20 protein-coding genes are annotated in these 16,916 nt (G+C 57.5%); 4 read left to right on the forward strand and 16 right to left on the reverse strand.

All coding sequences use genetic code 11. From position 1 onward, the window contains the following. The first annotated feature begins 28 nt into the window (after positions 1-28). Positions 29-568 (forward strand): 1,2-dihydroxy-3-keto-5-methylthiopentene dioxygenase, encoded by a 540-nt coding sequence (locus JW799_RS22405; RefSeq protein WP_080839605.1) that lies wholly within the window; start codon positions 29-31, stop codon positions 566-568. Between the two features lie 121 nt (positions 569-689). Here the strand turns inward: JW799_RS22405 and JW799_RS22410 are convergent, their stop codons facing one another. From JW799_RS22410 to JW799_RS22420, 3 genes are read right to left on the reverse strand one after another with little or no spacing between them, the layout of a single operon-like run. Continuing rightward, positions 690-1,487, reverse strand: a complete 798-nt coding sequence (locus JW799_RS22410) for an HAD family hydrolase (protein WP_205431765.1) — start codon at positions 1,485-1,487, stop codon at positions 690-692. Further along, the gene (locus JW799_RS22415) at positions 1,484-2,041 is read right to left on the reverse strand and encodes a hypothetical protein (RefSeq protein ID WP_205431766.1); all 558 of its coding nucleotides are present in this window, start codon (positions 2,039-2,041) and stop codon (positions 1,484-1,486) included. The genes JW799_RS22410 and JW799_RS22415 overlap by 4 nt, the downstream gene beginning before the upstream one ends. A gap of 34 nt (positions 2,042-2,075) precedes the next feature. Beyond that, a complete protein-coding gene (locus JW799_RS22420) occupies positions 2,076-2,261 on the reverse strand; it encodes a DUF896 domain-containing protein (protein ID WP_080839611.1) in 186 nt (61 codons plus the stop codon). Between the two features lie 714 nt (positions 2,262-2,975). On the opposite strand from JW799_RS22420, the gene lexA reads away from it, so the two are divergent. After that, positions 2,976-3,599: a transcriptional repressor LexA gene (gene lexA / locus JW799_RS22430; RefSeq protein ID WP_080839614.1), complete on the forward strand. Its 624-nt coding sequence runs from the start codon at positions 2,976-2,978 to the stop codon at positions 3,597-3,599. A gap of 100 nt (positions 3,600-3,699) precedes the next feature. Beyond that, a complete protein-coding gene (locus JW799_RS22435) occupies positions 3,700-3,924 on the forward strand; it encodes a DUF2905 domain-containing protein (protein WP_080839616.1) in 225 nt (74 codons plus the stop codon). A 134-nt stretch (positions 3,925-4,058) separates the two neighbouring features. On the opposite strand, the gene JW799_RS22440 is transcribed toward JW799_RS22435, so the two are convergent. Continuing rightward, positions 4,059-5,054 (reverse strand): metallophosphoesterase family protein, encoded by a 996-nt coding sequence (locus JW799_RS22440; protein WP_176220881.1) that lies wholly within the window; start codon positions 5,052-5,054, stop codon positions 4,059-4,061. A 150-nt stretch (positions 5,055-5,204) separates the two neighbouring features. Beyond that, complete coding sequence (locus JW799_RS22445; protein ID WP_080839619.1) at positions 5,205-5,852, reverse strand: GntR family transcriptional regulator; 648 nt, start codon at positions 5,850-5,852, stop codon at positions 5,205-5,207. Between the two features lie 155 nt (positions 5,853-6,007). Here JW799_RS22445 and JW799_RS22450 point away from each other — a divergent pair, with 155 nt between their 5' ends. Further along, positions 6,008-6,184 (forward strand): YjfB family protein, encoded by a 177-nt coding sequence (locus JW799_RS22450; protein ID WP_080839621.1) that lies wholly within the window; start codon positions 6,008-6,010, stop codon positions 6,182-6,184. Positions 6,185-6,251: 67 nt separating this feature from the next. Here JW799_RS22450 and JW799_RS22455 read toward each other — a convergent pair whose 3' ends face one another. The 11 genes from JW799_RS22455 to JW799_RS29405 form a co-directional block, all read right to left on the reverse strand. Then, a complete protein-coding gene (locus tag JW799_RS22455) occupies positions 6,252-6,443 on the reverse strand; it encodes an H-type small acid-soluble spore protein (RefSeq protein WP_205431768.1) in 192 nt (63 codons plus the stop codon). Between the two features lie 136 nt (positions 6,444-6,579). Next, a complete protein-coding gene (gene glnA / locus JW799_RS22460; RefSeq protein WP_080839625.1) occupies positions 6,580-7,908 on the reverse strand; it encodes a type I glutamate--ammonia ligase in 1,329 nt (442 codons plus the stop codon). A 44-nt stretch (positions 7,909-7,952) separates the two neighbouring features. Continuing rightward, on the reverse strand, positions 7,953-8,369 hold the full coding sequence (locus JW799_RS22465) for a MerR family transcriptional regulator (protein ID WP_080839627.1): 417 nt from the start codon (positions 8,367-8,369) through the stop codon (positions 7,953-7,955). Positions 8,370-8,505: 136 nt separating this feature from the next. Beyond that, positions 8,506-9,759 carry a methionine gamma-lyase family protein gene (locus JW799_RS22470; protein WP_205431770.1) on the reverse strand — a complete coding sequence of 418 codons (1,254 nt, stop codon included), beginning with the start codon at positions 9,757-9,759 and terminating at the stop codon, positions 8,506-8,508. A 22-nt stretch (positions 9,760-9,781) separates the two neighbouring features. Beyond that, positions 9,782-11,116 carry a GTPase HflX gene (gene hflX / locus JW799_RS22475; protein ID WP_205431772.1) on the reverse strand — a complete coding sequence of 445 codons (1,335 nt, stop codon included), beginning with the start codon at positions 11,114-11,116 and terminating at the stop codon, positions 9,782-9,784. A 133-nt stretch (positions 11,117-11,249) separates the two neighbouring features. Beyond that, positions 11,250-12,218, reverse strand: a complete 969-nt coding sequence (locus JW799_RS22480) for an AAA family ATPase (protein WP_240353382.1) — start codon at positions 12,216-12,218, stop codon at positions 11,250-11,252. Positions 12,219-12,283: 65 nt separating this feature from the next. Beyond that, positions 12,284-12,958: a YdcF family protein gene (locus tag JW799_RS22485; RefSeq protein ID WP_240353383.1), complete on the reverse strand. Its 675-nt coding sequence runs from the start codon at positions 12,956-12,958 to the stop codon at positions 12,284-12,286. Next, on the reverse strand, positions 12,955-13,518 hold the full coding sequence (locus JW799_RS22490; protein WP_080839633.1) for a ribonuclease FAU-1 family protein: 564 nt from the start codon (positions 13,516-13,518) through the stop codon (positions 12,955-12,957). The genes JW799_RS22485 and JW799_RS22490 overlap by 4 nt, the downstream gene beginning before the upstream one ends. Positions 13,519-13,616: 98 nt before the next feature. Then, positions 13,617-14,060, reverse strand: coding sequence for a GNAT family N-acetyltransferase (locus tag JW799_RS22495; protein ID WP_080839635.1), 444 nt, complete (start codon positions 14,058-14,060; stop codon positions 13,617-13,619). A gap of 80 nt (positions 14,061-14,140) precedes the next feature. After that, entirely contained in the window at positions 14,141-15,280 is a 1,140-nt protein-coding gene (locus JW799_RS29400) for a penicillin-binding transpeptidase domain-containing protein (protein WP_275901547.1), read from the reverse strand. Then, the gene (locus JW799_RS29405; RefSeq protein ID WP_275901481.1) at positions 15,187-16,791 is read right to left on the reverse strand and encodes a transglycosylase domain-containing protein; all 1,605 of its coding nucleotides are present in this window, start codon (positions 16,789-16,791) and stop codon (positions 15,187-15,189) included. Before JW799_RS29405 ends, JW799_RS29400 begins: the two co-directional genes overlap by 94 nt. Positions 16,792-16,916: the final 125 nt, after the last annotated feature.

A 16,916-nucleotide genomic window follows, 5' to 3' on the forward strand; every position in this document is an offset into this window, starting at 1 on the left:
ATTCTTATGGGGAAAGAAGGAATTAACCATGGCTAAAATTCGCGTTCGCAATACGAACGAGTTGATCGAAGGAGAAGCGAATGTCGGCGCCTTCCTGGAGAAGCAAGGCGTACTGTACGAACACTGGGATCCGTCCAAGCTGCCGGAACGCCTGCGGGAAAATTTCAGCCTGACCGACGAGGACAAGCAAGAAATCCTGTCCACGTTCGACGCCGAAATTCGCGACCTGGCCGGCCGCCGCGGCTACAAAACCTGGGACATCGTCGCCCTCTCGGACGCTACGCCCAACATCGAAGAATTGCTGAAAAAATTCGAGCAAGTTCACACGCACACCGAAGACGAAGTTCGCGCCATCGCCGCGGGCGAAGGCATCTTCATCATCAAAGGCGACGATTCCGTCGGCTACTTTGACGTCATTCTGACGGCCGGCGACGTCATTTCCGTTCCGGAAGGCAATCCGCACTTCTTTACGCTGACGGAATCCCGCAAAGTCGTCGCCGTGCGTTTGTTCATCGAAACCGAAGGCTGGATCGCGCACCCGTTCCAGGATCCGGAATTCGTAAAATAATCCGGTCGGCTGCGACCTTAAGAGAACCGCACATCGAAAAAATCCCCGGCCCGCTCAAACCAAAGGTTTGACGGCCGGGGATTTTCTTTTCAAGAATCTGTTCGATCAAATCATCGATTCGTTAAGAGGACAGACGTTCGAGCAGCTTCGGGAGCTCCGTCAGGCTGGCGATTTCATACGCCGGCACGATCTCGTCGTCCCGGGTCGTCCCGTGGCGGTTAATCCAGATCGACGTCATGCCGATGCCGTTCGCCCCTTTAATATCCGTCGTCAGCTTGTCGCCGACCATAACGCCTTCGGACTTCTCGATGCCCAGCCGGCCGAGGGCGAATTCGAACAACCGGGGCGACGGCTTGCCTTCGCCGAAGTTTCCGGAAATGACGATTTCGTCGAAGTAAGGAACGAGCTCCGGAGCTCCGTCCAGTTTTTCCTGCTGCAGATCGGGCGATCCGTTCGTCAGCAGCAGAAGCTTGTACGACTTTTTCAGCTCGTCCAATACCTCGAACGTCTCGTCGTAAATGTGCGAACGCTTGCGCCGCTCCGACGCGAACATCTCGCCCAGTTCCGCGCCGAGCGCCGCGTTATCGACGCCGAGCGCGGCCAGCCCTCGGGTCCAGGCGTCCCGCCGGTAGCCCGGCGCGATTCCTTGCAGCTTGCGGAACATCGGGTGCTCGCCGCCGCTGAAATTCCCCCACAAGCCTTCGAACGGATTGATGCCGATCATTTGGGTAAAGGGATACGTTTCATAATTCTCGTAAAGTCCGCGCGCCTCGGCGCGGACCGCCGCTTCCAGCGCGTCGGCCGCCAAGCCCGCGCGCTCCGCTCCGCAGCTTGCGGTCGCTTCAAACGCTTCTTTGACGCTGCGCTCGTCCCACAGCAGCGTATCGTCCAAATCAAACAGTACCGCTTTGATCGTCATTTTCCGGTCCACTTCTCCTTATCGCTCTGCGCTTTGACCGTTTCGCGTTGCTCCCATTCGATCTTGTGCGCGATTGCATATTCCCGCAGGCGTTCGCCCATCTCCTCGATCGGGTAAAGGTTTTTGAAACGGGAAAACACCCAGTTTCCGCCTTTCACGGTTTCAACGATGATATAACCGGGCTGCTGCACGATTTTGCGGATTTCCGCCGGCTTCAACCGCTTGTACCCCGTAAAGCGCCGGGTTTCCAAAGCATCCTTCGCAATCGACAAATAAGGGCGACGCAAAAAATAAACCAACGCAAGCAGAACGTAAGCGACGACCGTCAGCCAAAACAGCGTCGCGTTTTGCTCGTAGGCGTCTGACCACGGCTGGGAGACGACAATAAAAAACGCCGCGACAAGCAGCAGTAAAATCGGCGCGAAATAGCTCCGTCCCTTGAATTTCTCGACTTTGGAACCGGCTGCCGACAACGCTTGCTTGCCTTCCTTTTTACGGCGCTTGTTTACCTGTTTCTGATTGCGTTCGATCATTCTCTCCCATGAGCGGGACATTCGGGCTCCTCCTTCGGCTGCTTCCAATCGTGCGTCAATGCTTGGGCGGCGGCGGTTCGTCGGTCCATTCGATGCTGTCCAGCTGCTGTCGAAACTGTTGCCTGATGTTGCCCAAATACTGGCGTCTCAGCTTATCGCGTTCGACTTTTTCCTCTTCCGTCAAACCGACCGATTTATGTTTTCGAGACAGCTCGTTAATTCTGGCGATCAGCTCCTGCATCTTGCGTTCACTCCCCTTCCGTTGCCGCTAATCCTTCTATATACTTTGACATTTTCTTTTGTCCGCTGTCAAGGCGAAGACAATCGAAAAAGGCCGCCCTCGTTTGCGGGCCGACCTTAAGATATACGTATATGACCGCGCGCCGTTTCCAAAACTCATGGAAGAACGTCGGCAGGTATGATCAATTTCTGCCCGTCGTCAATCGAGGAAGCCGAAAGGCCGTTTCGCTTCATAATGCGATGGACCGCGTCCCGGGTATCCATCCCGTCCTTCTTGAAATCCGACGCGATAGACCAAAGCGTGTCGCCGGACGAAGCGACAACCGACCTCTCGACGGCCGAGGCTTCCGGAATCGACTCCGGTTCGGCAAACGAGCGCAACAAGCTGAAGCCGGCAAATAAAACGAAGAAAGAAAAAAGAAAGAACAGAACTCTAGCCGCTTTGAAGGAACGAGTCGCCGTTGACGGACGAGAGCCTTCTCCTGCGGCATGCCGGTTGCGCTTATGTACAGAGCTATTGGTTGAATTCATTACCCATACTTGAACCATCGAGCTCACCCCAAACGTTTGTTCTGATCACAGAATAACACGAACATACGTTTGAATCAAGCATTTTCCGGAACATTTGTTCCCGGAGAACGAATGTTTGTGCGAACTCCGGTTCTATGTTATTATTTACTAAAGAGATCTTATTTCATTCGGGGAGGGCTTCGGCGTGTCGAAGATGTCGAATCGCCAGACAGCGATTTTGGAATTTATCAAGAACGAAGTAAGAGACAAGGGCTACCCGCCGTCCGTCCGCGAAATCGGCGAAGCCGTCGGCCTCGCCTCCAGCTCGACCGTGCACGGCCATTTGGATCGCCTTGAGAAGAAGGGCCTGATCCGCCGCGATCCGACCAAGCCTCGCGCCATCGAAATCCTTGGCGACGACGAGGAGAAGTTCGACCCGTTCGCGCGTTCGGTGCGCCACGTTCCGCTCGTCGGCAAAGTGACCGCCGGCGTCCCGATTACCGCCACGGAGAACATCGAGGAATATTACCCCCTTCCGGTTCATATGGTGGGAGATCAGCCGGTGTTCATGCTGTCGGTCATCGGCTCGAGTATGATCGAGGCGGGCATTTTCAACGGAGATTACGTTATCGTCCGCCAGCAGCAGACAGCCAACAACGGCGACATCGTCGTCGCGATGACCGAGGACGACGAAGCGACGGTCAAGACGTTTTACAAGGAGAAGGACCATATCCGGCTTCAGCCGGAGAACAGCACCATGGAACCGCTTCGGCTCAAGCACGTGACCATCCTCGGGAAAGTGGTCGGGCTTATTCGCAACTTCCATTGATCGGCCAAGCCCGCGCCAAGGCCTCATCCTCTTATCCGGCTTTTCCCGCCCGGGTTCCGAATCCGATCGCGGGGTCCAATTTCTGGGAATGGGTGATGCTGTGAATTCCATGCCGAAGCTGCTGATCGGCGCCGGCGTTCTGCTCATCGTCGTCGGGCTGATCTGGATGGTCGCGGGCCGGTACCTGAATCTGGGCAGGCTGCCCGGGGATCTATCGTTCGAGAAAGGGAACGTCCGCTTCTATTTTCCGATCGTCACCTGCATTTTGATCAGCGTCATTTTATCGGCGATCGCGTATGTCATCCGCTTGTTTACAAAGTCATAACATGCAAAAACACGCCCGTATCGGGCGTGTTTTTGCATGCGTTGTCCGGCATGGCGGCATACATGTCGCCAATGCCCCCGCGAGCGGCAAGCGTCTTTCGAAATCAGGAGCCGATATCGACCGGCTCCATCCGGTCATCCCTCTGTATGCCCGTGAGATCGAGGAGCGTAAGCTTCGATGCCGGTTACCCCGTCCAAATGCATGACCCGATAGGAAACGTTGCCGTCGCGAACATTCACCCACAACATGAGGTTGTCGTCCGCTCTTTCGGTTCCATGCGCGGCGGCTCCGGTGCGGCCCAACTGAATATAAGTGCGGTTGTCCTGACGCGAAAACTCGAGCGAGTGAAAATGTCCGGCAAAAACGGTATACGGCCGATCGCCCAGCAGCAATTCGATACGGGCGAATTCCGGGCTATCCGACTTCCAGCCCGGCTTGTGCATGCTGACGAACGTATGCCTTGCGTCCTCATTTTCGGCCAGCACTTTCTCGAAAAACGCCAGCTGCCGGTCGCCGATTCCGATACCTACTTTCGACATCTCCTGCAATTGGTCCGGGGTCAGGCGGCTGACGATTTCGTCGTAAAACTCCTTCATATAGTCCAGCGTGCGCTCAGGCTCGCGATGTACCTTTTCCGTCGCGCGCTTGACCAGATCGATGAACTCGTCCGACATCTCTTCGAACGGATCTTCCGTATTCAACGTCAGAAAAAGCGTATCGCCGACCCGAAACGCGTAGTAATCCGCTCCTTTGCGTTCGCGCCATACGTCGACCATCGCCTGCGTACCGTAATCGTGGTTGCCGACCGTCTGAAAGAACGGCAAGCCGGTCGCCGCGATTTGACCGTCGATATACTCCCATTCTTCGCGCGCTTTCGCGGCGTCCTTCCAGTAGCCTTCCACCAGGTCCCCGACAAAGAGGACAAAATCCGGCCTCAAATCTTTCAGCAGTTCCAGCGCTTGCTCGAACACTCCGGCGGTCATCATGCCGCTGCGGTCCCCCATAACGGCGAAGGAGAAGTTTCCGTTCAACCCTTCGGGCAATTGCCCGAACCACGGACGCTTGTCCGTGGCGAACCGGCTTTCGTCAATAAACATTTCGTTGCGCTTGCGATCCAATGAGGTCGTCATTTTCGTTACGCTTCCTTTCCGAATTTCAATATTGGCCATATAAACAGTGTGCAGGTTGTATGTAAGTTGTGTGTTAACGAACCGACTCCTTTTTGTTAAATTTTATAGAAAAAAAATAAAAAACGAGCTTCGAAAAGCCCGTCGTTCTCTTTATATAATTCCGTTCATAATCAAACTTTCATAAGTCACCGTATAAATTTCCAAAATCGCCGCTTTGGCCGCTTCCAGATCTCCCCTGACAAGCGCCTCGTACGCTTTCCGGTTCGATTCCAGCGATTTGCTCGGCTTATGCTGCGGGAATTGCTTGCGATAGGAAATGATTTTGAATAAAAATCGGCCTCTCGTCTGCTCGAGCACGCCCAGCATGTGCTGATTGTGAATCGTTCGAATGATCGTTTCGACAAACAGCAGAAAGCTTTCGTAATAGCCGGGGACGTCGTTGGCTTCCTTCGCCTCGATTTGACGCTCGAGATGGCTGCCGAGCGCCTGCAGGTCGAACGTCAACCCGCGTCTTTCCGCCGTGTTGATGACGTAAAGCTGCATCGAAATGAGCACTTCGATCATTTCCGCATATTCGCGAAACGAAATTTCCTTGACCATAACCCCGCGCCCGCGAAACGATTCGACGAACCCTTCCGTCACGAGCAAAGAAATCGCCGCCCTGATCGGCGTCCGGCTCATTTGCAGCTGCTCGGCAAGATCGTTTTCCGAGAGCAGCGTGCCGGGCAAATATTCCGCCGCGATGATTCTCCGGCGAAGTTCCTGATAGGCCCTTGTTTCCAATGTTGGGGGAGACATGTTCCGCACAAATCCTTTGCTTTTTTTAAATTAATGTTAGCAAAACGAACCGACATTTAAAAGAATGGAATTGTTATCCGAATGTTAAATGCATGTTAGAAACTTCATCTTTTGTTTAGCGCATCCGATAATGAATGCAGGGGGAGGTGGAACGAATGGACGTTGGAGCTCTATCGATCTCGTTAAGTCAATCCGCGCTCAAGCAATCGGTGGGGATCCAAGTGCTGGCGATGGCGAAAAACCAGGCGGAAATCCAGGGCCAAATGTTCGTGCAAATGGCGAGCCAAAGCCTCGATCCGAATTTGGGCGGCAAGCTGGATATTAAAGTCTGATCGGCAAAAAGAGGCCCCGCCCCGGCATCCGGATGCCGGGCGAGCGGCCTCTCTTTATTGCGCGTTCCTATTCCTCCGCCGGCTGTTCCGCCAGCTCGCCGACCGGCACGCTCAATTCCCGCTCCGGATGGTCCAGCGGGAACACGCGGGCCATTTCGGTGTCCTCGTCGACATGCTGGATGTAAACCGGAGTTCCGTCGAGCGTCACATTCGCCATGATCGGCGATGCGGCGATTTCCGATGCGCGCTGCGTGTTCATCCTATCCCCTCCTGTCCGCCTTTGCGGCGACGATTCCGTATCAGTATGGCCTTGGATCGGAACATCATGCGTCCGAGGCCGTACACGAAAAAATCCCCCGGCGCCGAAGCGCCAAGGGATTTCCATCGTTCGTTTCTCAATACGTCATCAAATATTGGTCCCGCTCCCACTGGTGAATTTGGGTCCGGTACATGTCCCATTCGATCGCTTTCAGCTCGTAGAAATAGCTCAACGCGTGGTCGCCGAGAGCGTCGCAGATGACTTCGTCGCGCATCAGCTCGTTCAGCGCTTCGTGCAGGTCGACCGGGAGGCTTGGAATGCCGGCGTCGATCCGCTCTTCGTCGGTCATAACGTAAATGTTGCGGTCGACCGGCGCCGGAAGGGGCAGCTTCCGCTTGATGCCGTCCAGGCCCGCCTTCAGCATGACCGCCAGGGCCAAATACGGGTTGGCGGCCGGATCGGGATTGCGGACCTCGACGCGCGTGCTGAGTCCGCGGGAAGCCGGAATCCGGATCATCGGGCTGCGGTTGCTCGCCGACCAGGCGACATAGCACGGCGCTTCGTATCCGGGAACGAGGCGCTTGTACGAATTGATCGTCGGATTCGTAATGACGGCCAGTCCGCGAGCATGGTGCAAGATGCCCGCCATGTATTGGCGCGCGACGGTGCTCAGGCCCAGCTTGTCGTTTTCGTCATAGAACGCGTTCTCGCTGCCGGTAAACAGCGATTGATGGCAGTGCATGCCGGAACCGTTGATTCCGAATAACGGCTTGGGCATGAACGTCGCATGCAGGCCGTGCTGGCGCGCGATCGTTTTGACCACTAACTTGAACGTCTGGATCTGGTCGGCCGCACGGATCGCGTCCGCGTATTTAAAATCGATTTCGTGTTGGCCCGGGGCGACCTCGTGGTGCGAAGCTTCGATCTCGAAGCCCATTTCCTCCAGCGTCAGCACGATATCGCGGCGGCAGTTCTCGCCGAGATCGGTCGGCGCGAGGTCGAAATAACCGCCCTGGTCGTTCAATTCGGTCGTCGGATTGCCTTTCTCGTCGGTCTGGAACAGGAAAAATTCCGGCTCCGGGCCGACGTTCATCGCGGTGAAGCCCATCTCGGCGGCTTCCTCCAGCACCCGTTTCAAAATGCCGCGCGGATCGCCCGCGAACGGCGTGCCGTCCGGCATGTATACGTCGCAAATAAGGCGGGCGACTTTGTCTTCCGTCACCCAAGGGAATACGACCCATGTGCTCAGGTCCGGGTACAAATACATGTCGGACTCTTCGATTCTTACATAGCCTTCGATCGAAGAGCCGTCGAACATCATCTTGTTGTCGAGCGCCTTCTCCAATTGGCTGACGGGAATTTCGACGTTTTTGATAATTCCCATCAAATCGGTAAATTGCAAGCGGATGAATCGAACGTTCTCTTCTTTGGCAATCCGCAAAATATCCTCGCGCGTGTAGCTCATGGGAACCTCCTCAAAAATTCTGGATTCTCAGATCGGGAAGACGTTTACTTGTTCTTGAAAAAACGCGACAGCTCGCCCTGAATGAGCGACACCTGCCCCGGGCGCTTGCCCTGCATCAGCTGCTGCTTCAGCATGCGGTGCAGCTGCGAATCCGACAGCTCGCGCCGCTTGACTTCGGTTTGCTCGTTTATGATCGTTCTGTCGTCGCTGTCTTCCCCTACCGGGATCATCACTTGCTTGATTCCGGCGATATTGACGCCTTTCTCGATTAGCGCTTTGATTTCCAGCAGACGTTCGACATCGTTAAAAGAAAACATTCGTTGGTTGCCTGCCGTCCGGGCCGGTTGAATCAATTCATGTTGTTCGTAGTACCGGATTTGCCGGGCCGTCAGGTCCGTCAGCTTCATGACGATGCCGATCGGAAACAGCGCCATATTCCTGCGTATCTCGTCCCCAGCCATAACATCAACCTTCCATCATCAAGCATAAATTTTGTAAACACTTCCATTGTACCCTCATTACAAATACGTGTCAAGGAATGTAAGGTTTAAGGCGTAAATTTCTTCTCGCAAATTGACGGATTCGTGTCGATTCCGGTCAGAGCAGTCCGCGTTCCCGCAAGTCCGATAACGCTTGATGGACCGCCAGCTTGACATGGGCGTACGTTAGGCCGCCCTGCATAAACGCAATGTAAGGTTCGCGGATCGGCGCGTCCGCCGAAAGCTCAAGGCTGCCCCCCTGCACGAACGTGCCGGCCGCCATAATGACCGGGTGCTCGTATCCGGGCATGTCCCACGGTTCGGGAACGACGTGGGCATCCACGGCCGCGGATTTCTGAATGGCCTGAACGAATGCGATCAAATGCTCGGCGGACGTAAAGCGGATCGCCTGGATCAGGTCGGTCCGATTGTCGTTCCAGGCGGGATGCGTCTCAAACCCGAGCGATTCGAACACGGCCGCCGCGAACACGCTGCCCTTTACCGCCTGGCTGACGAGCAGCGGCGCCATGTACAACCCTTGAAAAATCGATCGCGTCGTTCCGAGCATCGCGCCGACTTCGCCCCCGATTCCGGGCGCGGTCAACCGGTAAGCCGCCAGCTCGACCAGCTCGCGCCGTCCGGCGATGTAGCCGCCGCTTGCCGCAAGTCCGCCTCCAGGGTTTTTGATCAGCGATCCGGCGATCAGATCGACGCCGACTTCGGGCGGTTCCTTGTCCTCCGTAAATTCGCCGTAGCAATTGTCGACGAAGACGATCGCGTCCGGCTTGATCGCTTTCAACTGCCGAACCATCTCGCCGATCTCGGCGACGGTGAAGGAAGGCCGCCAATCGTAGCCGCGCGAGCGCTGAATGGCGAACACTTTCGTGCGCTCCGTCACGGACGCGCGAACGGCATCCCAATCCACGCTCCCGTCCTCCCGAAGCGGAGCGACGACCGAGCGGACGCCCCAGTCCGCAAGGGAGCCGGTGCCGTCCCCGGGCTTTCCGATCACTTTGTGGAGGGTGTCGTACGGCTTGCCCGTCACGAACACGATTTCGTCCTGCGGACGCACAACGCCGAACAGGGCGATGCCGATCGTATGGGTTCCCGATACGAAATGAGGGCGAACGAGGGCGGCTTCCGCTCCGAACGCCTCGGCGTATACTTCGTCCAGCAATTCCCTCCCCCGGTCGTTATATCCGTACCCGGTCGACGATGCGAAATGAAAATCGCTCACCTTGTTCCGTTGAAACGCCCGAATGACCTTCCACTGATTGCGCTGGGCGATTTCGTCGATTTCCTTCAATTTCCCCGCGGCATTCTCTTCCGCCGACTTCTCCAGGCTGTCCCATTGCCCGTTCCATTGTGCCATTGCTAACAAGCTCTCCAATCTTTTAGTCCGAACCGGGTTCGACCGGGTTTTCGTTCGTCTCTTTTTCTACGTTGTCCACTCGAAAAGGTTCCAACGGGCGCCCCCACTTTACCATATCGGCATGATTCAGCCGAATGTCGAGCAGCAGCCAATCGTCTTCCGTCCGCTGCTCCTTCACGTCGCCGACCCGGTAGGCAAGCGCCGCCAAGTCGCCGCGCGACGCGGGAATCCGCAACACGCACCGGTCGCCGGGCAGCGCGTCTTCCAGCTTCAGCAGCAGCCTGTCCAAATCCCGCCGATTCATTGCGCTGATGCGAAGCGCGTCGCCCCCGCCGCTCAGCAGCGGAAAATCGCTCGCCGATACGGCGTCGATTTTATTGTAAACGAGCAGAGTCGGCTTTGCCGCCGCCCCCAATTCGGCGAGCACCTGCTCCACCACTTCGCGCTGCCGGTCCCGCATCGGCGATGAAGCGTCAACCACATGAAGAAGCAAATCCGCTTCGTTCGCTTCCTCCAGCGTGGCCCGGAACGCCGCGACGAGATCGTGGGGCAGATTCTGGATAAAACCGACCGTATCGGTCAGCAGCACTTCTTTGCCGCCGGGGAGCCGCAGCGTCCGCGTCGTCGGATCGAGCGTCGCGAACAGCTTGTCCTCGGCCAGCACGTCGGCGTTCGTCAACTGCCGGAGCAGCGTCGATTTGCCGGCGTTCGTATAGCCGACGAGCGCGATCTGCACGACGCCGGCTTTTTTCCTTCTTTCCCGATGCAGTTCGCGGTGCGCGGTCACCTCTTGCAGTTGGCGTTTCAGCTCGCCGATCCGGTTGCGGATATGCCGCCGGTCCGTCTCCAGCTTCGTTTCGCCGGGTCCGCGCGTGCCGATGCCGCCGCCGAGCCGTGACAAATTTTTCCCGTGGCCGGAAAGCCTCGGAAGCAAATACGTCAGCTGCGCCAGCTCCACCTGCAAAATGCCCTCGCGCGTCTTCGCCCGCCCGGCGAAAATATCGAGGATGAGCTGCGTCCTGTCGATGATCTTGGCATCCAGCGCATCCTCGAGATTGCGAACCTGCGCGCCCGTCAGCTCCTGATCGAATATCGCCGTATCGATGTTCTCCTCGGCGATCCGGCGCTTGATTTCCTCCGCCTTGCCCTTGCCGACGAACCATTTCGAGTCGGGAACGTCGCGGTATTGCATCATCGTTCCGGACACTTCGACGCCCGCGGTTTCGGCCAAGTTCACCAATTCCGCAAGCGATTGCTCCGGATCGGAGCCGCTTCTAGCGCTGGCGTCGGTGACCAGGCTGACGAGCAGCGCCCGCTCCCGCCTTCCGGCGCCCGTTTCATATGTACTCGGCTTCATTAAAATCGAATTCCCCCAACTTCCTTCTGTCTTGACCTTTTACTAGCCGTCTTCTCCGATCGGGCCGGAATATCCGTCCCGGCGAAAGCCCGTTCGCCGGGAAGCTCGCGGCAGCGTCAACGCCGCTTCCGTCTCAAGGCTCCGCGCGCAAATCCTCGGGCCTTAGCGACAGCAGCTCCTGACGGCCGGGCGAGCCGTTCGGATATTGGTTCAGCAGCCGAACGGCCTGATTGCGGATCGCCCGCTCCAGCATATTGCGCACGAAACGCGCGTTGCTGAAATGATAGGGCGACTCCTGCTTTTCCGCGGCCATCAGCTGTCTCAGCTTGAACAGCGTTTGCGGCATCCAGGCGTAATCTCGCTGCTTGGCCATGCCTTCCGCGATTTGCACGAGCTGATCGATGGAGTAATCCGGAAACTCGATCCGAATCGGGAACCGCGACGGCAAGCCCGGATTCGTCATCAGAAACATGTCGATCTCCATCGTATACCCGGCCAAAATGAGAATAAATTGATTTTTGTAATCCTCCATCGCCTTCACGAGCGTATCGATCGCTTCCTTGCCGAAGTCTTTCTCCCCGCCGCGCGCCAGGCTGTACGCCTCGTCGACGAACAGCACGCCTCCTAGCGACTTCTTGACCAAGTCGCGCGTCTTCTGCGCGGTGTGGCCGATATACTCGCCCACCAGATCCGCGCGTTCGACCTCGACCAGATGGCCTTTGGTCAGCAGGCCCATCCCTTGAAACAGCTTGGCGAGCAGTCTCGCCACCGTCGTTTTCCCCGTGCCGGGGTTTCCTTTGAAAATCATGTGGTACACGTGGGCCGGATTTTGCAGCCCCGCGTCCACGCGAAATTGCGCGATTTGCAGCAGGGCGTAAATTTCGTAGACGAGCTCTTTGACGCTGTCCAGGCCGACCATCGCATCAAGTTCTCTCTGAAACTCCAGCCACGGTCCGCTGGTCGGCAGCGCCCGCGCGGCTTCCGCCCCCAACGCGCTTGCCGGCTCAAGCGAATCGTGCTTTCGCAGGACGACGTTGATTTGCCGGGACGGCCTTGCTGCGGCCGAATGCCGAATTTCGGACGTTTCTGCTCTCGTATTCAAACGCACTACCTCCGCCCCCGCCATAGTCGGCTTGTTGCGCCGCTATTTCAATGTATTCGGGCGGGTCACCCTCCATGCAACAGCCATTTTTGGCCGAGCCATTTCGTATAGGCGAGAACTTCGCGGGTGCGGTGGTAGCTCATTTGCAGCACTTCGCTTTCGGTCACGCTGACCTGAACCGGATCGTACCCGAGAAATTCGGCGATATCGCCGGCCCGGGAACCGTGATATTGGTGCGTGACGATGACGGCCGTTTTCCAGCCCCCCTCCTCCATGATGCTTTTGGAAAATTTCAAATTTTCGTAGGTGCTGGTCGATTTCGTTTCCAGCTCCATCGCTTCCGCGGGAACGCCCTTGTCCAGCAAATAGTTGCGCATTCCTTCGGCTTCGGTAATCGTTGCGCCGGAGCCGAGCCCGCCGGTAAGCAGCAGATGCCGAACCGTTCCGGCCCGATAAAGTTCGAAGGCATGATCCAGGCGTTCCGCCAGCCCCGGACTGGGCACGTCGTTCCACAGGCTGGCGCCGAGAACGATCGCCGTATCGGACTTCGCCGGAGCTCCTGCCGCCGGCTGCCCCTCGTAGCGGAAAATGACGACAAACAACGCGAGGCACCACAGCGCGAGAGCTGCCGCCCCAAGCAGAAAGACGCGCAGCAAAACGCGCAGCAGTCGGCGTTTGCCTCCTCTCGGCTTTCGCCGCATTCGGGAAAGCGGTCCGCGAACGTCAACGGATTCGTTCATTCCGGCTGCGCGGCCTCCCAGCCCAGACGCTTCAGCATCGTCGTCCGGTGCTGCCGGCTCAGGTCGAAGTAGGGAAACCGTTTCTGCCGGATCAAGGTCAGCAGCCTGTCGGCCGTCCTTTGGGCCATGACGGAATCGCGTTCGCTGATCAGCCCGTCGTCGAGGGCTTCTTCCAGCTCGTCTTCGTCCAGCAGCAGCGTCTCGCCCGTCGGCAACACCACGATGTCCAGATAAAGATCGTCGAACCAGGGAACCTGCTGGTCGGTCATGCCCTGGGTTTTGCAAACGTCGATATACCATTGGACGACTTGCCCTTTATCGTCAAACATCGTCGTCACGACGTAATGCTCCCCGCGCGGAAAATGCTGCATCCACAAATACCCTTTGTCCGCAATGCACATGCGCCGGCCGTTGTATTCCTTCCACAGCGGATCGCGCAGCTCGTGTATTTTGTACAGGGTCAGAAACCCGCGAAACGGCGGTTCGTCGAGCGGAAAACAGGCGTAGCTCTTCTTTAAAATCCGGCGCCAGTTGGCCCGGTCGGAAAATTTTCGTTTCATAGGCTTTCTTCGTCCCCGGTAAGCAGATTTAAACAAAGCTTACCACAACTTACCTCCCGTCACCAGCAAACGGAGCGAATCGGCCGTTCCGGCCTTGGTCAAACGAGGCTTTTTTCCATCCGGACATGCAAAATATCCGCGTCGTAAAAAGGCTCGCCGGAAATTGTAGCATACCCCAGCTTGCGGTAAAACATTTCGGCGGAACACTGGGCGTCCAGCACGGCCTTCGCGCAGCCGAGGGCTCTTGCCTCTTCCTCCATCGAAGAGACCAGCAGCCGGCCGACCGACTTTCCGCGATAAGCGGGCAAGACGGCAATTCGCTGAAGCTTGGCCGTCCCCGGCTCGTATTCGCGCCAGCGCGCGGTACCGGCCGGCCGGCCGTCGTCGTCGAGGGCCAGCCAATGATGGCACGCTTGCGGATTCTCGTCGTATTCGTCCCATTCCAGCCGTTCGGGAACGCCTTGTTCGTCCACGAACACGGCCTTGCGGATTGCTTTGCAATCGTTCAGTTCGCGTTCGTTCTCCACTTTTAAACCTCTCATCGTTTTGCTCCTTTGCTCAAGAAAAAGGGAACAAGCGAACGCTTGCCCCCGAATCGCGTCAACCTCCGGCTTCAAATCCGTTATGGCGAAGGCAGCACGTTCAACGCTTCTTCCGAATCGTTCAGCGGTACCGTACCCTGTTCGGGCGGCGGAGAAACGGTCGCGGGGTCCGCAGGCGCCTCGGATTCGATCGGGATATCTCCCCATGCTCCGTCGCCGCCTTCGTTTCCTTGCTCGCCGGTTCCGTTGCCGTTTCCTTGGCCGTTGCCGTTGTTGCCTTGACCGTTGCCGTTGCCATTTCTATTTCCATTGCCTTCGCCGTTGCCATTTCCATTTCCATTGCCTTCGCCGTTGCCATTGCCGATTTCGCCTTGGCCGTTCCCGTTCCCGTTCCCATTGCCATTCCCATTGCCATTGCCGTTCCCGTTGCCGGGATTCTCCGGCGGGAGCTGCTCCCCTTCGCCCTCGCCGTTTTCAGGCGGAAGCTCGAGGTCGCTCGTCACGGTGACGCTCACGCCGCTCGAAGGCTCCCCTTCGGCGTCGAGCGCCGAAGAGTACGCTTTGACGTAATACGTGTACGTTTTGTCAGGCAAAATCGCAAAATCGTCGAAGGCGGGCTCGGCCGATTCAGCCAACAGCGCGAAGGAGGCTTCCGACGCTTCCTTGCGGTAAATCTTGTACGTAATATTGTCGCCTTCCACCGGGCTCCAGGTCAATTCGACCGCGACATTCTGCGTATTGTATTGACCGGCAAGCCCGGTCACGGCGTCCGGCCCTTTCGGTTCCTCCTGGACGTCGCCGGCGTCCGGGAACGATTTTTTCTCGTAATTTTTCAGCACGGACGTCATGACCTCGGAGAAGAGCGAAGCGGCCTGGCCGCTGCTTTTCTTCACGTAATGCTCCGCGTCCGTCTTGTCGTAGCCCATCCACACCGCGGCCGTCAGCTCCGGCGTGAAGCCGACGAACCAGACGTCGCGGTTGCCGCCGGAATCGATCCCCTCGATGCCGAGCTGCGTCGTCCCCGTTTTCCCGGCGACGGTGCGTCCGCTCACTTTCGCGCTTTTGCCGGTGCCGCCCGAAACGACGCCTTCCAGAAGCTCGCGAACGTAGTAAGCCGTCTGCTCGCTCATGACGCGGTTGTCGCCGGGCGTTTCGATGGAGTAAACGACCTCGCCGGAAGAGTCGGTAATTTCCGAAATGGTGTGCGGCGTCTGCAGCAGGCCGCCGTTCGCGAACGCCGCATACGCGTTCGCCATCTGAACGGTCGTGACGCCTTCCGAAAGCCCCCCAGCGCGATCGCCAGATTGCGGTCGTTTTCCCCGAGCTCGATGCCGAGCTTTTTGGCGAAATCGACGCCGGTGCCGACGCCGATTTCGTTCAGCAGCCAGACGGCCGGCTGGTTGACGGAATCGCGGATCGCATCCTTCATGCTGATCGGGCCGACGTACTTGTTTCGGTTGGAGTCGGTCGGGCAATACTTGCCGTTGTCGTAACATACTTTATCGTCCCGCAGCGTCGACCACGGGTACCAGTCCCCGGTTTCGAGCGCGGGGCCGTAGGACACGATCGGCTTGAACGAAGAGCCGGGCTGGCGCTTGCTGTAGACGCGGTTCAGGTTTTTCGTGCTGTAATCCCGTCCGCCGGCCATCGCGACGATCGAGCCGTCGTGCTGGTTCATGATGACCATCGCGCCCTGCATCGGGATGTCGTCCACGCTCTCCTCGAAGTTGTCCGGGTCGGAGAACGCCTTCTCGACGGCCGCCTGGGCCGCCGTATCGATCGTCGTTTTGATCGTGTAGCCGCCCGTGAGCAGCTCTTCCTCGGTTTTGCCCAGCACGTCCTGCGCTTCCTCGACGACATAATCGAGAAACGCGGCGTATTGGGAGCTGTCCTCCGGCACGACGCTCGGATCGTATTCGACGGCCATCGCCTGCTGCTTCTCGGCCTCCGTTATGATCCCCTGGTCTTCCATGAGCGTAAGGACGACGGCGCGGCGATCCATCGATTTTTCCGGATTTCGCACCGGGTTGTACGTGTTCGGCGCTTTCGGCATTCCGGCCAGCGTCGCGATTTGCCACAGCTCCAGGTCGTTCAGATCGTCGACGCCGAAATAGTATTTAGCGGCCGTCTTGATGCCATATTGCCCTTTGCCGAAATAAATCCGGTTCAAATACAGCTCCAGAATCTCGTCCTTCGATTTATGGTTTTCGAGCGCCAGGGCGATCGAGGCTTCCGTGCCTTTGCGGAACAGCGTCTTGTCCGCGTTCAAAAAAATGTTCCTTGCGAGCTGCTGCGTAATCGTGCTCGCTCCCTCGACCGCGCTGCGGGCGATGATATCCTTGACGAGCGCCCGGCCGATGCCGAACAGATCGACGCCGCTGTGCTCGTAGAAGCGCTTGTCCTCGGTCGCGACGAACGCCTGCTGCAGCAGCTTCGGGATTTCGCTGATCGGGACGTACTCCCGGTTCCCTTCGAGAACGTACAATTTATCCAGCTCGTTGCCGTTGCTGTCGACGATGATCGTCGCTTTATCCATGTCGTTCAACTTGTTCATGTTTTGGCTCAAAATCCGTTCGCCGTTCAAAATGACGAGCAAATAGCCGAGGACGGCGCAAACGGCGAAAAACAAAAGGACGAACAGCAGCCAGATCCAGCCGGTTTTGCGCTTTTGCTTGGCTCCCTTCTTTCCGGAGCGCTTGGTGTTTTTCGCGGGCGGTGCGGTCTTGCTCATGGTGCGTTTCCCCCTTTTTAACAGTCGGTTTCTCTATTTTTCTCTCTCGCCGGACCAAAAGAAGGAGCAACCCGCCAAGGGGTTGCTCGGTGGCCGGTCTATTCGGTTAGACGTAGTGTGGGGGC

Source organism: Cohnella algarum, assembly GCF_016937515.1.
GTDB classification, from domain to species: Bacteria; Bacillota; Bacilli; order Paenibacillales; family Paenibacillaceae; genus Cohnella; species Cohnella algarum.

Excerpts from the sequence above, each read along its gene's own strand:
- JW799_RS22405 (WP_080839605.1), top strand. The coding sequence starts at position 29 with ATGGCTAAAATTCGCGTTCGCAATACGAACGAGTTGATCGAAGGAGAA.
- JW799_RS22410 (WP_205431765.1), bottom strand. The coding sequence starts at position 1,487 with ATGACGATCAAAGCGGTACTGTTTGATTTGGACGATACGCTGCTGTGG.
- JW799_RS22415 (WP_205431766.1), bottom strand. The coding sequence starts at position 2,041 with ATGTCCCGCTCATGGGAGAGAATGATCGAACGCAATCAGAAACAGGTA.
- JW799_RS22420 (WP_080839611.1), bottom strand. The coding sequence starts at position 2,261 with ATGCAGGAGCTGATCGCCAGAATTAACGAGCTGTCTCGAAAACATAAA.
- JW799_RS22440 (WP_176220881.1), bottom strand. The coding sequence starts at position 5,054 with ATGACGACCTCATTGGATCGCAAGCGCAACGAAATGTTTATTGACGAA.
- JW799_RS22445 (WP_080839619.1), bottom strand. The coding sequence starts at position 5,852 with ATGTCTCCCCCAACATTGGAAACAAGGGCCTATCAGGAACTTCGCCGG.
- JW799_RS22450 (WP_080839621.1), top strand. The coding sequence starts at position 6,008 with ATGGACGTTGGAGCTCTATCGATCTCGTTAAGTCAATCCGCGCTCAAG.
- JW799_RS22455 (WP_205431768.1), bottom strand. The coding sequence starts at position 6,443 with ATGAACACGCAGCGCGCATCGGAAATCGCCGCATCGCCGATCATGGCG.
- glnA (WP_080839625.1), bottom strand. The coding sequence starts at position 7,908 with ATGAGCTACACGCGCGAGGATATTTTGCGGATTGCCAAAGAAGAGAAC.
- JW799_RS22465 (WP_080839627.1), bottom strand. The coding sequence starts at position 8,369 with ATGGCTGGGGACGAGATACGCAGGAATATGGCGCTGTTTCCGATCGGC.
- JW799_RS22470 (WP_205431770.1), bottom strand. The coding sequence starts at position 9,759 with ATGGCACAATGGAACGGGCAATGGGACAGCCTGGAGAAGTCGGCGGAA.
- hflX (WP_205431772.1), bottom strand. The coding sequence starts at position 11,116 with ATGAAGCCGAGTACATATGAAACGGGCGCCGGAAGGCGGGAGCGGGCG.
- JW799_RS22485 (WP_240353383.1), bottom strand. The coding sequence starts at position 12,958 with ATGAACGAATCCGTTGACGTTCGCGGACCGCTTTCCCGAATGCGGCGA.
- JW799_RS22490 (WP_080839633.1), bottom strand. The coding sequence starts at position 13,518 with ATGAAACGAAAATTTTCCGACCGGGCCAACTGGCGCCGGATTTTAAAG.
- JW799_RS22495 (WP_080839635.1), bottom strand. The coding sequence starts at position 14,060 with ATGAGAGGTTTAAAAGTGGAGAACGAACGCGAACTGAACGATTGCAAA.
- JW799_RS29405 (WP_275901481.1), bottom strand. The coding sequence starts at position 16,791 with ATGAGCAAGACCGCACCGCCCGCGAAAAACACCAAGCGCTCCGGAAAG.